Raw genomic sequence first — 15668 nt, 5'->3', positions numbered from 1 at the left:
CCCGGCGCAGTCCTGAGCTGGGCGCCGCACGCACTCAGGGCTAGAACGCATTTCTTGCCGGGCGGTTGTAATAACTGAGCAGCGCGTCGTAGCGGCGAGTCACGAGGTAGTAATCGTCACTCAGCTGTTGCGGCGGGGCGTGGTCCAGCCAGTCTTGAAGCAGATTGTGCAGCGCGATGAGGTAGGCATCGGCGGGCTGCCTGAGGACGTACCAAAGGTGCAGGGCTTCATCATTAAGGTTTTTATTCGGGATGTGGTCCACGAAGGTTGCGCTGTTTTCGTTGGCGCGCTGCACCGCCGCCGTCAGCTTCGCCAGCGCCTGGGGCGTCAGGCTGGCAGTGCGCACGCCGTCGTCGATCTGGTCCACCGCCGCGCGTGCGCTGATCATGTAATTGAGCAGGTGCCAGTGCAGGTCCTGGCCCAGACGCGCTTCCAGCACAGCCCGTTGCTCAACGCGCAGACGCTGATCTTGCACCGCCAGGCCGCGGCGCAGCTGGCTGGACACCGTCGCGTAGGCTTCGCCATTTCTGCTGAGTTCGTCTTGAATGCGTTGCTGCAAGACGTCGCCGAACAGCCGCCGCTGGTTCGAGGTGCCCAGCGTAGAGGAGATTTTCTGCAGGCTCGCGAGGTACTCAGCGGTCATCCCGATCAAGGGGCTGGCGGGGTGCTGATGCGCCAGCTTGGTAGTGAGGGTGGGCGCGCACACGTCGTTCTGGATCACACGCGCCTGCGGCTCGCTGTTGTCGCCGAACTCTTCGCGTGACCTGGCGTAGCGACCTGCCGGCAAAGAGGTTTGCGCTTCAGGCGCTGACTCGGCCATTGGCGGGTGCACCAAACGCTGGTAGGCCAGCCGCGTGTCTCGGTCAACGCGGTTCATGCAGTCGATGATCGGCGCCAGCGCACTGGCGGCCGCGGTTTGCGGGCCGTCGAGCCTATCCAGCCACAACTCGAGCACTTGGGTGTGTTTGCCCGCGCCGGCCAGGCCGACCAGCATCAGCGTAAACACGAGGCCAATGGGGAGTAACAAGGCTGGGTTCATTGCTCGGCCTCCTGGCCATACCATTGCGCGTGTGTGGCCGGGGCCTGACAGTCTTCAGCGGTTTGCGGCATGCGGCTGCACACGCGTTCGGTCCATTGCTGCAGACCTTGGTGGCGACCGACTTGATGGCGGCTGTCGAGGTATTTAAACCCGGCAAACACCAGGGCGAAGGCGAGGGCGCCCAGGCCGATGGCGCCCAAGGCCCGGCGCGGAAAATGGGCGGCCCACTCCTTCACGTTCATGCGTGCCCGGCGCTTGCCCGCGCCGACGGCAGCCAGGACCGCCACCAGTGTCAGGCCGGCGACGGGCCCGAAATGAGCGCTGATGGCAATGCCCATGGCCGCACCCGGGATCAGGTCGCGTACCGGCAACAACGGCAGGCGGGTGGGGCTCATCCAGCGCGGCAGTGTTGCACCGAGACGTTCATCCAGCACGCGCAGCCAATGCGCCAACGGGCGCCACACCTGCCAGGCCAGTGCGCCAACGGCCATGTAGGCCATCGACCAGGCCAACGCGTCCCCCGCAGTGTCCACTAACGCGCCCGCTTGCCAGGGCGACTGGAACAGCGCTCCGACAAGGCAGCCCAGCACAATCGCGAGCAGCAGCGGCAAGGTGTCAAAAGCAGTTTCCCAATCCTGCCAGAAATACGGCGTGCCGCCTGGCATCGCCTGTGCTATGTCGGGATGGTCGGCTTTAAGGGTCGCGGCCAAGGTTCGGCACGCCTCCCAGTCTTGTTCACTCAGGCGCTGTGCGAAAGCACGCCGCTGGCCCAGAGACATCGGCGCCAGCAATAAGCGCGCGGCGCGTTGCTGTGGGGTATTGGGCGCTGTGGCTGCCAACGCGTACTGGTGGGCCATGAATACCGGGCCTTGCTGGCGCCGTATCAAGTGTTGCCATTCGTCTGCGGGGCATGCGTGGTCGCTGCCCTGCCATCCCTGGCCGGTGCGCACGGCCTCAAACACGGCGGGGGACCAGAACTGGCTTTCGGTCAACAGCGTCGCCAGCATGCGGTGAACCCACTGGGCATGCGCCGGTTGCTGGAGCCAGGGCTGATCAACGCGCGCGGCATAAGCTGCGAGAAAAGCCGCTTCGTCACGCTCGGCCATGGCCAAGCTCAGCGTGTGTTGGAAGGCTTGCCTGCGCTGTTCGGCCAAGGCTTCGATCAGCGCTTGCGGCAACTCCAGGCGTTGCCAGGCGCTAAGCCACTGGAAAGTGTCAAACGCCCAACGCCGATCCTCTTCGTTGAGCTCCTCGTCCCAGAGGCAGCGTTTAAGCAGCCCCACTTCAAATTCCAGCCCGGCACCCGCGGCCATCGCCAGCGTGTAGTGCTCCTGCAAGGTCTGGGCAGCCAAGGCCGTCGGCACCGTGGCCACTGCCAGCTCAGCACCGTCGTCTTCCTGCGCCCATTGTTGCCAATTCAAGGCGTGTTCGTACGCTTCACGCAGGCGTTGAAAACCTTCCGGATCATCATCCGGTCGGGTTTTCTTCAGCAAGGTGGCGTATTGGCGTTTGATCGTGCGGCTATCGGCATTCGGGGATAGGCCGAGGAGATCCCAGCAAGTCATGTGCGGTACAACTCCATAAATAACGCGCGCACCTTACCCGGTTTAGTGTCCGCTGAACCAGTGGGAGTGAGGGAGGGCGCGGTCTTGCTGGCGTACTTGGCGCACCCGCTTCGACGATCCGCAGGGTGCGTGCCCGGTCGCAAACCGGTGGCGAACGGGCACGCGGCTGAGCCGAGGATTATTTGAGCGGCGTCAGCGGTGGCAACTTCCATTGGCCGTTACTTGCTTCAGGCTTGGGCAAGTAGATGCGCAGTACTGCGTAGAACGGGCCGGGCGGTGCCGGCAGCCAGTTGCTCTGTTCGGCCTTCGGTGGCTCGTGGTGCTGCAATGCCAGGGTCAGCCCGCCGTCGGCGTCCAGTTTGAGGTTGGGCAACATCCGCGAATTGATCAGGTAGCGCTTCTTGAGGTTGGGCGCCAGCAGCTTGGTCTTGGCGTCGTACATGGTCAGCGACCAGAACGCTTCAGCGGGCGGCAGTTGATCCTTGTCAAAGTGCACGGTGTAGCTGTGCCGTGCGCCGTTGGCCGGTTTACCCTCGCTGTCGACGAAGTAGTTCAGGTAAATGGCCTCATCGGGGGAGTTGCCGAAAATTCCCAGGTCCGCCCCGGCGTAGCGGTACAGGTAGTTGTTTTTCAGGCGGTCGCGGCTGCCGAACAGGTCGCCGCTGGCCACTTGGTTGGTGTCGATTTTGTCTTTCTTGAACGCGGCGAATTCGGCTCGGCCGTCGGCAATCCCGTCTTCCAGGGCTTTGCGCTGCTCTGCGGTCAAGTCCTTGACCTTGAACGGCGCGCCCGGGGCGATGCCAATCTTGGCAAAGCGCGCCAGCAGGTCCTTTTCGCTGTCCTGAGGGGCGGCGAAGGCCAACATGAAGTTCAGGTATCGAAACAGCTGCGGCCCTTCGGTCATGGTGGCCATCGGCTTGGGCCATTCAATTTTCGGCACCGCGGCCGGCGCAGGCTGTTTTACGTAGCTGCTCAGGGGCTGCACTTTGTAGCCGTTCTGGATCTGCTTGACCTTGTTCAGGTCCTTTTCATCAAACAGCTGCGTGCGGTACAGGGCGTAGGCGATATTGCTTTCGCTGTACACCACGCGGTCCACGTCAACCGGCTGCTGACCTTTCCAGTCCGGGCCGGCGATCATGTAGTGGCCGCCGTTGTTGCCGGTGCTGCGGGTGCCCAGGTAAGCGATGTTCTGCGTGTAGAGGTCGATCAGCTGCACCGAGTAGTAACGGTTGTCTTCGATCTTGGGCAGGGTCAACACCAACGGCTCTTTGCGCAGGTCCATCCATACGAAGGAGTAGGGCGTGTCCGAATTCGGTGTGGCGAACGCAGTGTCCTTGGGGGTGAACACCTGCGCGGTATTGCCGATATGGTTGAACGGCGCCTTGAAGTTGGGCCCGCCTTTATCGACGGCCTGGGTGTAGAGCGTCTTGTACATCGCTACGACCGGGTAGCCATACAGGTAGGCTTCCTTGGCAATCGCCCGTGCTTCGGCGGGGGTTGCCGTGAAGTCAGCCCAGGCACCGGTGCTCATGAATATCGAGAGGCTCGCCAACAGCAGGCGCGTCGGTTTTCCAATCATGTTGTTGCGTCCTTCCAGAGTTCTTTTGACTGACGGGAGTTGAAGGCGACGAGTTTCCAGTTTTATTTCGCGAACGTCACGTTAATCCCTGCAAACCAGGCCAACTGAGGTAAATCATCGCCTTGGCGCGCCCCTGTCTGTTGCGGTTTGACGCAGGTGTTGACGATGACGCGCTTGGGCATTCACGGATGATATCGATTCAAGCTAGCAGCAAATCCCTGACGCGCGAGCGGCTCAGTCAAATGAGCGCGCAGCGCCATTGGGAATGGCGAAATACGCTGAGGTCGGGAATGCCCCCGTATCCGGCGGCCTGCGGCAAATGAGGGACTATGCGTGGGGCAGCATGGATTTGACTTTGTCGCGCAATTGATCGATCGAGAAGGGTTTGCCAATTACTTGCATGCCGGCCGGCACGTCGATGCTTTCGGCATAGCCGCTGGCAAACAGGATTGGCAGGGCAGGGCGTAGCTCACGCACCTTGGCGGCCAGTTCTTTACCGTCCATATCAGGCAGGCCAACATCGGTCATCATCAGGTCGATCACCTGTGAGGTGTTTTCGACCACTTTCAAAGCTTCTTCAGCGTCCGCCGCTTCTATCACTGTGAACTCCAATTCTTCGAGTACATCGACGATTAGCATGCGCACGATGGCGTCGTCTTCGACTACAAGGAGGGTGGAGGGGGTGGCGGACATAATCAAAATTCCCGAAAAAATGAAGTGGGCAGGTCTTTAGCGGTTGAAAGACCATTCTCTAATGAGTCGCGTCAATCTCGGCAAGTTCCGTTGGCGCAGGCATTGTGAAGGGAATGGGCGCAAATGTCGCGTGCAAGTCCGCGGCTAGGGGGATGACGCGTTGCGTGAATGACACCGTCCAAAAGTGCCATTCACGCCAGTGAGTCACCTGTGGATCAGAGCGCGGTATTGAACAGTGCGTACGGGTTGTTGTAAGGAACCGTCGCCAGAAAGTCCAAGTCATTGAAGGTGCTGACGTCGTACTCCGGAATGCCGTGGTTAATGGCAACCGGTTTAAGCGTGCCGGCGCTCCAGCCGCTATTCAAGGTAGCGTCCAGCCCCCGGCGCATTGAAGCTTCGTCCGGGAACTTCGCCAGGCCGAAGTTAGGATCAAAGAAAAACCATTCTTTCTGGTTGTTATTGACAATGACGCCCGCCAGAAGCCCGTGATTTTGGGTGCTGATCTTGAGGGTGGTTGATGTGGTTCTATTACTGAGGTCATTAATAATGTCGGTGTACGCTTGCCGGGAAACCGGATTGGTGCCGTGAAAGTTCACGCGAAGCGCTTGGTGCATGCTGTTCAGTTGTCGGCGGAAGCCAGTAATGGTGGGGTCGATGGAATTTAAGCTGGCTTTGAAGAAGTTATCGATCAGTACACGCTCTTTACCATGCTGAATAGCCAACGCCATGGTGTTAGCCAACGCAGCACATTCTCCTGATGAAGTAACGTCGTTTGAAGCCAGGTAGAAGGTTTGCGGCATGCCGATCGCTTTACCGCCTGCCTTTGCAATTTCTTCGCTAAACATCCTGGAGTACTCAAGACTGTTTTTGGTCTGGAGATTTTCTATCAGTTTGGCCAGTGCCCCTGTCTCTTCGGGGGTTCGGCGGGGGAGGATGGCTAGCTCTTTAAGTTCGAGCACGTTCATGGTGGGGTAGTAGCCGTCTATGGTTTGGCCCCTTGGGTTAGCGTAGCCACGATTGTAACCAGCGATATCCTTGAGCTTGACGTCATCTATTGCCTTCTTAAACACTTCGCCAAGATTAGGGGTCCGGGGGGTTGGCGCCACCCACGTGGACAACCAGTTAATGAAGTTGTGGTTTATCTCACCATTCCCAGCAACAGTGACAGGTTTGAAGTCGAGCAGCGGCTGCCCAAAGGGTTTCTGGCTGAGGGGGTCAAGGGCATACCATTTATTGTTCTGTAGGGTCGCGCCCACGTCCACTCGTTGCTCCAAAAACTTGTAGGTGCCCGTTGCTGTTATGCCCTGACTTTTACTCGCGGCTTTAAGCAGGTCATAGCTACCGGTAGCCCCTTTGAGTTTGTTAACGGCTTCAAGACTTTTGTTCAGTGCGTAGCGCCCGCCTTTGAGCAGCAGTTTGCCCCCCTGCGCCGCCATTTCATTCAAGCCACTGAGAGGGTTAAGTAGGGAAATGGCTTCGGCGCCGATGACGCGGGTGCCGCTCAGTACCTTGGAGCCAATGGAGAGCGCTGAGCGGCCGATCTTGATCAGCTTGCCTGCGACTGCAGCGCCGGCAGTGAGAAAGCCGAATATATCCATGGTGAGGTCTTGGGCTGCTTCACCGTAGTTGCCGCTATTAAAATTGACAATGGCTGATCTGAACGGGATCAGATTCAACAAAAAATCGTCAAGTGGCTTGGGGCCGCCTTGTAACGCATCCAGGGTGGTTTGCCCGCGGGCGTCTTCTTTTATGCTGGGGTCATCAAGTTCGAGGTGATCGACAAATGCGCTGGCAATCAAGTTGGATCGAATGCTGTTAAAGCTATCCATAGGTAACGCCAGCACGCCACGTTCTGTGCCCAAGTCATGCACGTGATGGTTGAACGTGATTTCCTTGGTCTCATGCACCTGGTTGGCTACTCTCGACACCTTGGTTTGTGCCCGGCTCAGATTGATCTGTTTGATCGTGCTTTCATTTAAATTGATTTCGTAGGCTTGAGACTGACCATTCAGTTCGGTTCGGAATATCAGCCCGGGTTCTTTTTGGTGGTCAGTGTTATTCGGTAAAAAGCCCATGCCCAGCCGATGTGAACTCTCTTCAAAGACAGTGACTTTTCCAAACTCAAAGTTTTGTCTGTCTTCGAGTGGAAGCTGCGCGATCATATGCCTGACCGTGGCGTTAGTGCCGGTCTTTTTATCCCAGATCGCTTGGGTGAACTGCTGATCGAAGGCTTTCTGTACACCCACTATCGGGGCTGCATTGAGCTGCTCCAATGGGATGCTGGGGTCGTCTGACCTCCAAGGACGCGGATTCGGCATGTCCATCATGGCGATATCCAACATCGAATGTCGGCCGACCAACCCGGTTTGGTCCTCGGTGCCGCGATAGCTATCAGTGCCCAATACTTTCTTTTCAAATACCGGGCCCAGATCCCCAAAGCGTTCCTTTAATGTAGCCAGGGCAATTTCTTTTCGCGTCGGTATTGCTCCGTAGAGCATTTTGGAAGCCGAGAGCCGCTCTTCCAGTTGTTGGTTGAAGCTGTTTTTTATGCTGTCGAGTTGTGCGGGCGTATAGGTGTCGTCAGCATTTTTTGCAATGACGCCGTTGGCGACAGCCCAATCAACCAGCGCGGTACTTTGGGCGTATTCGGTAGCGGGTGATCGGCCTTTGGAGGCATTGTACTCCAGCATGACCTCGGCGTACGTCATGTGCCTCACAGCGCCAGGTCGCTCGGCTTCTATAGTTGCCGCTGCAATCGACAGGAAAGCCCACGCCTGGCTGCCGACGGTCAGGTTGCCGGGAATATCTTTAATCAGAAACTGCGGGGCCGTATGGCCTAACAACAGGTGAGTGGCGAGCTTGGCGGTATCTACCGTGGCTTTTTGGGTGGCGACAAGATGCTGGCCAAGGCTTTCAATGACCGAGGAGGGTGAATGACCCCAATGCTGCGGGTCCGCCAGGTCAAATTCGCCCACCACGTTGCGTTCACGCGAAAGGTAGGACTTTGGATCCATTCCAAGGTTGAGCGCGGTCAATAGATAGTCGTAGATACTGCTGTCCGAGGAAGCGCCGTTCATCTGCGTTTGCAGGGTTTTACCCAACGCTTGGGCCCTGGGGGTGTCGAGCAGTTTTTGCAGGGCCTTTTCTGGGTCCTGCAGGTCGCTTGCCGTCAATGCACTGCCTCTGATCAAGTAACCGAGCGTCGCCTGGCTGTCAGGTGACAATGCCCCGCCTGGCGCACCGGGCTCGGCGCTGTAGAGGAAATCCAACATTTTTTGTTGATCGGCTTGCGACATCGGGATTGGCCAGGAAAGTGCGCCACCCAGATTGCCCAGAGGGCTCAATTGCGACTGCTGCTCCAACGTGGTCGCCAACGCAGTGAGCTCTTCCATGGTGCGCGGAAGTGCCAGGCCGAGGTCGTTCAGCGCTACTGCCAATGTGGGCGCCGGGCCTTGCGCCATGGCGTATGTCGAACCGACGAAAGGGACTAACCGTTCATTGTTCAAACTGTATGCGATCTGGGCAGCGGTAGCAGGCTGACCATCACCCTGGGTGGCTGCGTACCGGAGCTTGACGGCCAAGTCGTAAAGATCTGCCTTGTCTGCTATGAGGTGTTTTACCGTTTTGGTCAGCACCGCCGTGCCTGTGGCGCTACCGTCCTGGGGCTTGGCGGCATAGAACGTTTCAGCACTTAACCGTTGATCTGCAATTGCCAGCACAGAGCGGGTCGCGGCAGGTCGCAACGGGTCGCCTGCCGAGATAGGGCGCAAGCGCTTGGTGGCGATCAATATCTGGATTTCGCGTTCTACCTGAACCTCGTCACCGTCGATGCGCGGTTGGCCATAAAAATCGCCCACAACCGCCAGAGGCACCTTCAGGACGCCATTCTCGAACGACAGGTGCAACGGGGTGTCCGGCGTGGGCGTGATGACGCGCGCCGCTGCCAGTATTGGCTCGGCGATAGCCTTCCAGCCTGGGGTATCGCTCAGGGTAAATCTTCTGGCTACGCCATCAACCGTGGCATGCAACACGCCGGTGCTGGCAACGATGCTGACGGTGGCAGGATCGATGTGCTGCTGGCGCATCCACTGCTGTACAACCGGACGCTCAAGCTGAGCGTGATAGAGGGTCAACCACTGACCCAGTAGCGTGTTTTTTGGCACCTCGATCTTTTCATCGACGCCTTTCAACTTGTTCTGCAGGGCAGCGATATATTCGGCGAGCAACGTTACGTCATCGTTGGCGGCGCCGGTCGCGGCGTTCAGTGCAGCCGGTGTTGGCGCTTTGGCCATCGGCGCCAACTGTAGCCTGAAGGTTTGCTGTACTGCATTCGTGTTGGTCATCTGGTTTACCTTGCTGGGTTAAAAAGACGCCTTCCCAAAAGATCTTCCGTGTTCCCGAGGCGCACACCTGAGTGCTGAAACGAGGAAATTTCGTTCCAGCACGGCGCCACGTACCTGTATTTATTTGTGTAAATGAATTGATGAATTCGGACAGAATCCTTTGGGAATTCACGTTTAGAGCGTAGGAAGTCACCTCAAATCAATGCAGAAACATAGCCTTGGCCGTCGATATTCGGGCAAACTCCCAGCTTTTCCATACCTGGCCAAGGCATGCCCATGACTCCCGCGTCGTCTGTCGATGAAAAGAGCTTTCGTAAACTCCTGAGCCGTAACGTGGCCCTCCCTTTGGGTGTGGGCGTGCTCAGTGCGGCGTTTTTCGTCGTGCTGATCACTTACCTGTTGTCGGTGATCCAGTGGGTAGAGCACACCGACCGGGTCATCAATAACCTCAATGAGTCTTCGAAGCTGACGGTGGACCTGGAAACCGGGCTGCGCGGCTTCCTGATCACCGGCGACGAGCATTTCCTGGACCCGTACGAAGTGGCAAAGCCGCGCATCATTGGCGATTTGCACAATTTGCAGGAGCTGGTAGCGGATAACCCGCAACAGGTGGACCGCCTCAAGCGTCTTGAGGCCATGCAGGCCGAATGGAACAAATACGCCCAATCGATGATTGACCTGCAACGCCAGAGCGGTGACTACCGCGCAGCGGTCAAGGCCGGCCGGGGCAAGAGCCTGACCGACGCGATTCGCCAGGAATACGCGGACGCGGTGGGCATGGAGCAGCAGTTCCGTGTGACCCGTAACCAGGACGTTACCCGTACGACGGTGGTCAGCGTCACGCTGTATCTGGTCTTTGTGCTCGGTCTGAGCGGCTTTCTTGCCTATGTGGGTCGCAAAAATTTAATCGCTCTATCAGACAGTTACAGCGCAAACCTCGCGTCGCAACAAAAGATTGCGCGTCGCCTCGAACAGCAAGCCTGGCTGCGCAACGGCCAGACCGAATTGGCCGAACAAGTGCTGGGGCAACTCAGCCTGAACATGCTGGGCCGTAACATCCTGCAGTTCTTTGCCCAGTACATGGGCTCGGCGGTCGCTGCGCTGTATGTGCGTGAAGAACACGGCGGTCTCAGGCGTGTGGCCACGTATGGTTTCTCCCGCGAACAGGAGCAACGCGAGCAGGCGATCTACAGTGACGAAGGCATTGTCGGCCAGGCGGCCCAGCTCGATCGCCTGATTCGCCTGGACGATGTACCGGTGGACTACTTCAAGGTCAGCTCCGGTTTGGGCGAAGGCGCTACCCGCAGCGTACTGGTGATGCCGACCAGCGACGACGACCGTGTCAACGGCGTGATCGAACTGGGTTTCCTGCGCCCACTGGACGAGCGTGACGTCGAACTGGTGGAGCTGATTGCCGGCAATATCGGCACCTCCATCGAAGCTGCGCGCTATCGCCAGCGCCTGCAGGAAGTGCTGGCCGAAACCCAGCAGCTCAACGAAGAGCTGCAAGTGCAGCAAGAAGAGCTCAAGACCGCCAACGAAGAACTCGAAGAACAGTCGCGCATCCTCAAGGAATCCCAGGCTCACCTGGAAACCCAGCAGGCCGAACTTGAGCAGACCAACGAACAGTTGGCCGAGCAGACCCAGACCCTGGCCGAGCAGCGCGACGCCATGGACCGCAAGAACGTCGAGCTGAACCAGGCCCAGCTTCAACTCGAAGACCGCGCCGACGAACTGCAGCGCTCCAGCAAGTACAAGTCAGAGTTCCTGGCCAACATGTCCCACGAGCTGCGCACGCCGCTGAACAGCTCATTGATCCTAGCCAAGCTGCTGGCGGAAAACCCTCAGGACAACCTCAGCGCCGAGCAGGTCAAGTTTGCCGAGTCGATCTATTCGGCAGGCAATGACTTGCTCAACCTGATCAACGACATTCTGGATATTTCCAAGGTGGAAGCCGGCAAACTCGAAGTGCGCCCGGAAAACTCCAGCGTTGTACGCCTGGTGGACGGCCTGCGTGGCATGTTCGAACCGCTGGCCGCCGACCGCAAGCTGGGTTTCCAGGTGGAGGTTCAGGCCGATGCGCCGACGCTGATGTTCACCGACCGCCAGCGTTTGGAGCAGATCCTCAAGAACCTGCTGTCCAACGCGGTCAAGTTCACCGAGCAGGGCGAAGTCAGCCTGTCGGTGTCCAGGGCGCCGGGCGAGGGCATTGCCTTTACGGTGCGCGACTCCGGCATCGGCATTGCCCCGGACCAGCAGGAAAGCATTTTCGAAGCGTTCCGCCAGGCCGATGGCACCACCAACCGCCGTTACGGCGGCACCGGCCTGGGCTTGTCGATCTCTCGCGACCTGGCGACATTGCTCGGCGGCTATATCAGCGTGAGCAGTGAGCCGGGCAAAGGCAGTGTGTTCACGCTGGTATTGCCAGAGCAGTACGTCGAACGCGAGGAGGGCGCCGCACCTGTCGAGCAGCCGCGCCAAGCCGTAACGGCCCCTGCGCCCAAGCCCGTGGCGGTCTCACCCCTGCCGGTGGCCGACGTTCAACAGATCCCGCGGTTTGCCGATGACCGTGACAAAGCGCCGTTCACCACCCGATGCATTCTGGTGGTGGAAGACGAACCGAATTTCGCGCGTATCCTGTTCGACCTGGCCCATGAGCTGGGCTACAACTGCCTGGTGGCGCACGGTGCGGACGAAGGCTACAGCCTGGCCGAAGAGTTCATTCCCGACGCGATCCTGCTCGACATGCGCCTGCCCGACCATTCCGGGCTGACCGTGCTGCAACGTCTGAAAGAACACGCCAGCACCCGCCACATCCCGGTGCACGTGATATCCGTCGAAGACCGCGTCGAAGCCGCCATGCACATGGGCGCAATCGGTTATGCCGTCAAGCCCACCACCCGCGAAGAGCTCAAGGATGTGTTTGCGCGCCTGGAAGCCAAGCTGACACAAAAGGTCAAGCGCGTGCTGCTGGTGGAAGACGATGACTTGCAGCGTGACAGCATTGCCCGCCTGATCGGCGATGATGACATTGAGATCACCGACGTCGGCTATGCTCAGGCCGCCCTGGACCTGCTGCGCACCCATGTCTACGACTGCATGATCATCGACCTCAAGCTGCCGGACATGCTCGGCAACGAGCTGCTCAAGCGCATGGCTACCGAGGATATCTGCTCGTTCCCGCCGGTGATTGTCTACACCGGGCGCAACCTGACCCGCGATGAAGAAGCCGAGCTGCGCAAGTATTCGCGCTCGATCATCATCAAGGGCGCGCGCTCACCCGAGCGCCTATTGGATGAAGTGACACTCTTTCTGCACAAAGTCGAATCCCAGCTGTCCCATGATCGCCAGAAGATGCTCAAGACCGCCCGCAGCCGCGACAAGGTCTTCGAGGGCCGCAAGATCCTGTTGGTGGACGACGATGTGCGTAATATCTTCGCCCTGACCAGCGCCCTGGAGCACAAAGGTGCGGTGGTGGTGATCGGGCGTAATGGCCGTGAAGCCATCGACAAACTCAATGAAGTTGACGACATCGACCTGGTGCTGATGGACGTGATGATGCCGGAGATGGACGGTTACGAGGCAACCGCCTTGATTCGCCAGGATCCGCGCTGGAAAAAGCTGCCGATCATTGCGGTGACGGCCAAGGCCATGAAGGACGATCAGGAACGCTGCCTCGCGGCGGGCTCCAACGATTACCTGGCCAAGCCGATTGACCTGGACCGCCTGTTCTCGCTGATTCGCGTCTGGCTACCGAAGATGGAACGTATTTAAGTGGAGCAACGTTTTTTGGATAAAAGCAGCGATATTGAGCTGCGCCTGTTGATTGAGGCGATTTACCTCAAGTACAGCTACGACTTTCGCGACTATTCCGGTGCGTCGGTCAAACGACGCGTGGCCCATGCCTTGCGCCAGTTCGATTGCGCCACGATCTCGGCATTGCAGGAGCGCGTGCTGCACGACCCGTCCGCGTTCATGCAGTTGCTGCAGTTCCTGACGATCCCGGTGAGCGAGATGTTTCGCGACCCGTCGCACTTCCTGGCGATCCGTCGGGAAGTGGTGCCGCTGCTCAAAACCTACCCGTCGATCAAGGTCTGGATTGCCGGCTGCAGCACGGGCGAGGAGGTGTACTCCATGGCGATCCTGCTGCGTGAGGAAGGGTTGCTGGAGCGTACGATCATTTACGCCACGGACATCAACCCGGCGTCGCTGGACAAAGCCAAGCAAGGTATTTTTTCCCTGGAGAACGTACGCGCCTACACCGCCAATTATCAGCAGGCCGGCGGACAGCGTTCATTTGCCGACTACTACACCGCGGCCTACGATTACGCGATCTTCGACAAGTCCCTGCGCGAGAATGTGACCTTCGCCGACCACAGCCTGGCGACCGATAGTGTATTCTCAGAAACTCAGTTAATTTCGTGCCGTAACGTACTGATTTATTTCAATAAAAAATTGCAAGACCGAGCGTTTGGATTGTTCCACGAGTCGCTGTGTCATCGCGGCTTCCTGGTGCTGGGCAGCAAGGAAACCCTGGATTTTTCCGCCTACAGCAAACAATTCGAACCCTTGGTCAAGCAGGAACGGATCTACCGCAAATCATGAACGACGTTGCAGCCAACCCGATTGTCGGGATTGAAGCCATCGTCGTCGGCGCTTCTGCTGGCGGCGTCGAGGCGTTGCTGACTATTTTTGGTGCATTGCCCCAGGGCTTTGGCTTGCCAATCATCGCGGTGCTGCACCTGCCGGACGAACGCCGCAGCCAGTTGGCCGAGGTCTTTGCCCGGCGCCTGCGAATCCCGGTGCGTGAAGCGCGTGACAAGGAAGTGATCGAGGCGGGCACCCTGTATTTCGCCGGGCCCGGTTATCACCTCTCGGTGGAGCATGACCGCAGCCTGTCCCTGAGCCAGGAAGACCGCGTACACCATTCGCGGCCCTCCATTGACTATCTGTTTGCGTCAGCCGCCGATGCCTATGGCAAAAGTCTGCTGGCCATTTTGTTGACCGGCGCCAACCAGGACGGTGCCCGCGGGCTGGCGCACGTCAAGCGCTCAGGCGGGACCACCGTTGTACAAGACCCCAAGGATGCACGCATCGCCGTGATGCCGCTGGCGGCCCTGGCCCTGCAAACACCTGACTATATTCTGACTCTGAGCCAAATTGGCTCGTTGCTGGCTTTGCTGGAATCTTCCCCATGTTAAGTACTGTCCAGGCCAAACTGCTGATCGTCGACGATCTGCCGGAAAACCTGCTGGCCCTCGAAGCGCTGATCAAGCGCGAGGATCGCCAGGTCTACAAGGCATTGAGCGCCGACGAGGCCTTGTCACTGTTGCTGGAGCACGAGTTCGCCATGGCGATTCTCGACGTGCAGATGCCCGGCATGAATGGTTTCGAGCTGGCCGAACTGATGCGCGGCACCGAAAAGACCAAAAACATCCCGATTGTGTTCGTCAGCGCTGCCGGCCGTGAACTCAACTATGCCTTCAAGGGCTATGAAAGCGGCGCCGTCGACTTCCTGCACAAGCCGCTGGACATCCATGCGGTCAAGAGCAAGGTCAACGTGTTCGTCGACCTGTACCGCCAGAGCAAGGCGATGAAGCTGCAGGTCGAAGCGCTGGAGCGCAGCCGCCGCGAGCAGGAACTCTTGCTGACCCGCCTGCAGGCCACCCAGGCCGAGCTGGAGCAGGCAGTGCGCATGCGTGACGATTTCATGTCGATCGTCGCCCATGAGGTGCGTACGCCGCTCAACGGGCTGATCCTGGAGACTCAACTGCGCAAAATGCACCTGGCCCGGGACAACGCCGCCGCGTTCACCCTGGACAAAATGCACGCCATGGTCGATCGCGATGAGCGGCAGATCAAAAGCCTGATTCGGCTGATCGAGGACATGCTCGATGTGTCACGCATCCGCACCGGCAAGCTGTCGATTCGCCCGGCGCGGTTTGACCTGACCCAGTTGGTGCACAACCTGGTGGAAAACTTCGCGCCACAAGTGGCCGCCGCCGAGTCGTCGATGCACCTGGAGGTCCAGGGGCCGGTAGAAGGCAACTGGGATGAGTTCCGCATCGAGCAGGTGATTTCCAACCTGCTGACCAATGCGCTGCGCTACGGGGCCAAAAGCCCGGTGGAAGTACGGGTGTATACCGAGCATAGTGAGGCAAGGGTTGAAGTGCGCGATCACGGGATCGGCATCAGCGCAGACAACCAGAAGCGAATTTTTCAGCAGTTCGAGCGCGTTTCCGCCAGCCATGTTGCGGCTGGCCTGGGCCTGGGGCTGTTTATTTCCGAGCAGATCGTGGCGGCCCACGGTGGCACCATCGAGGTAGAAAGCCAGATAGGCGAGGGTGCCTTGTTTCGGGTGTGCCTGCCCCTTGAGACGCCGGCGTGAAATCTATCGTCAGCTCGACGCAACCTCTGCGTGACCCGATGGTCGTAACTGCAGCAATTGA

9 protein-coding genes are annotated in these 15668 nt (G+C 58.9%); 4 read left to right on the top strand and 5 right to left on the bottom strand.

The features are described from left to right. Positions 1-40: 40 nt before the first annotated feature. The 5 genes from AC19YS_RS28490 to AC19YS_RS28470 form a co-directional block, all read right to left on the bottom strand. The gene (locus tag AC19YS_RS28490) at positions 41-1039 is read right to left on the bottom strand and encodes a DUF3829 domain-containing protein (RefSeq protein WP_500603184.1); all 999 of its coding nucleotides are present in this window, start codon (positions 1037-1039) and stop codon (positions 41-43) included. After that, positions 1036-2604 (bottom strand): J domain-containing protein, encoded by a 1569-nt coding sequence (locus AC19YS_RS28485; RefSeq protein WP_500603182.1) that lies wholly within the window; start codon positions 2602-2604, stop codon positions 1036-1038. The genes AC19YS_RS28490 and AC19YS_RS28485 overlap by 4 nt, the downstream gene beginning before the upstream one ends. Positions 2605-2782: 178 nt before the next feature. Next, complete coding sequence (locus AC19YS_RS28480; RefSeq protein ID WP_500603181.1) at positions 2783-4183, bottom strand: DUF1254 domain-containing protein; 1401 nt, start codon at positions 4181-4183, stop codon at positions 2783-2785. Positions 4184-4510: 327 nt separating this feature from the next. Beyond that, on the bottom strand, positions 4511-4876 hold the full coding sequence (locus AC19YS_RS28475) for a response regulator (protein ID WP_169366736.1): 366 nt from the start codon (positions 4874-4876) through the stop codon (positions 4511-4513). A 215-nt stretch (positions 4877-5091) separates the two neighbouring features. Beyond that, complete coding sequence (locus AC19YS_RS28470) at positions 5092-9219, bottom strand: Mcf1 protease effector domain-containing protein (protein WP_500603179.1); 4128 nt, start codon at positions 9217-9219, stop codon at positions 5092-5094. A gap of 276 nt (positions 9220-9495) precedes the next feature. Between AC19YS_RS28470 and AC19YS_RS28465 the strand changes: the two genes are divergently transcribed. Genes AC19YS_RS28465 through AC19YS_RS28450 form a run of 4 tightly spaced genes read left to right on the top strand, consistent with a single transcriptional unit; the run spans position 9496 to position 15607 of the window. After that, entirely contained in the window at positions 9496-12993 is a 3498-nt protein-coding gene (locus AC19YS_RS28465; protein WP_500603178.1) for a response regulator, read from the top strand. Further along, positions 12994-13824 (top strand): CheR family methyltransferase, encoded by an 831-nt coding sequence (locus AC19YS_RS28460; RefSeq protein WP_177410116.1) that lies wholly within the window; start codon positions 12994-12996, stop codon positions 13822-13824. Then, complete coding sequence (locus AC19YS_RS28455) at positions 13821-14420, top strand: chemotaxis protein CheB (RefSeq protein WP_106579184.1); 600 nt, start codon at positions 13821-13823, stop codon at positions 14418-14420. The genes AC19YS_RS28460 and AC19YS_RS28455 overlap by 4 nt, the downstream gene beginning before the upstream one ends. Then, on the top strand, positions 14414-15607 hold the full coding sequence (locus AC19YS_RS28450) for a hybrid sensor histidine kinase/response regulator (protein WP_106579185.1): 1194 nt from the start codon (positions 14414-14416) through the stop codon (positions 15605-15607). The genes AC19YS_RS28455 and AC19YS_RS28450 overlap by 7 nt, the downstream gene beginning before the upstream one ends. Positions 15608-15668: the final 61 nt, after the last annotated feature.

It is taken from the genome of Pseudomonas sp. MF08831, assembly GCF_059862645.1.
This window is presented reverse-complemented; position numbering and strand designations above follow the sequence as displayed.

Excerpts from the sequence above, each read along its gene's own strand:
- AC19YS_RS28475 (WP_169366736.1), bottom strand. The coding sequence starts at position 4,876 with ATGTCCGCCACCCCCTCCACCCTCCTTGTAGTCGAAGACGACGCCATC.
- AC19YS_RS28480 (WP_500603181.1), bottom strand. The coding sequence starts at position 4,183 with ATGATTGGAAAACCGACGCGCCTGCTGTTGGCGAGCCTCTCGATATTC.
- AC19YS_RS28490 (WP_500603184.1), bottom strand. The coding sequence starts at position 1,039 with ATGAACCCAGCCTTGTTACTCCCCATTGGCCTCGTGTTTACGCTGATG.
- AC19YS_RS28450 (WP_106579185.1), top strand. The coding sequence starts at position 14,414 with ATGTTAAGTACTGTCCAGGCCAAACTGCTGATCGTCGACGATCTGCCG.
- AC19YS_RS28465 (WP_500603178.1), top strand. The coding sequence starts at position 9,496 with ATGACTCCCGCGTCGTCTGTCGATGAAAAGAGCTTTCGTAAACTCCTG.
- AC19YS_RS28470 (WP_500603179.1), bottom strand. The coding sequence starts at position 9,219 with ATGACCAACACGAATGCAGTACAGCAAACCTTCAGGCTACAGTTGGCG.
- AC19YS_RS28485 (WP_500603182.1), bottom strand. The coding sequence starts at position 2,604 with ATGACTTGCTGGGATCTCCTCGGCCTATCCCCGAATGCCGATAGCCGC.
- AC19YS_RS28455 (WP_106579184.1), top strand. The coding sequence starts at position 13,821 with ATGAACGACGTTGCAGCCAACCCGATTGTCGGGATTGAAGCCATCGTC.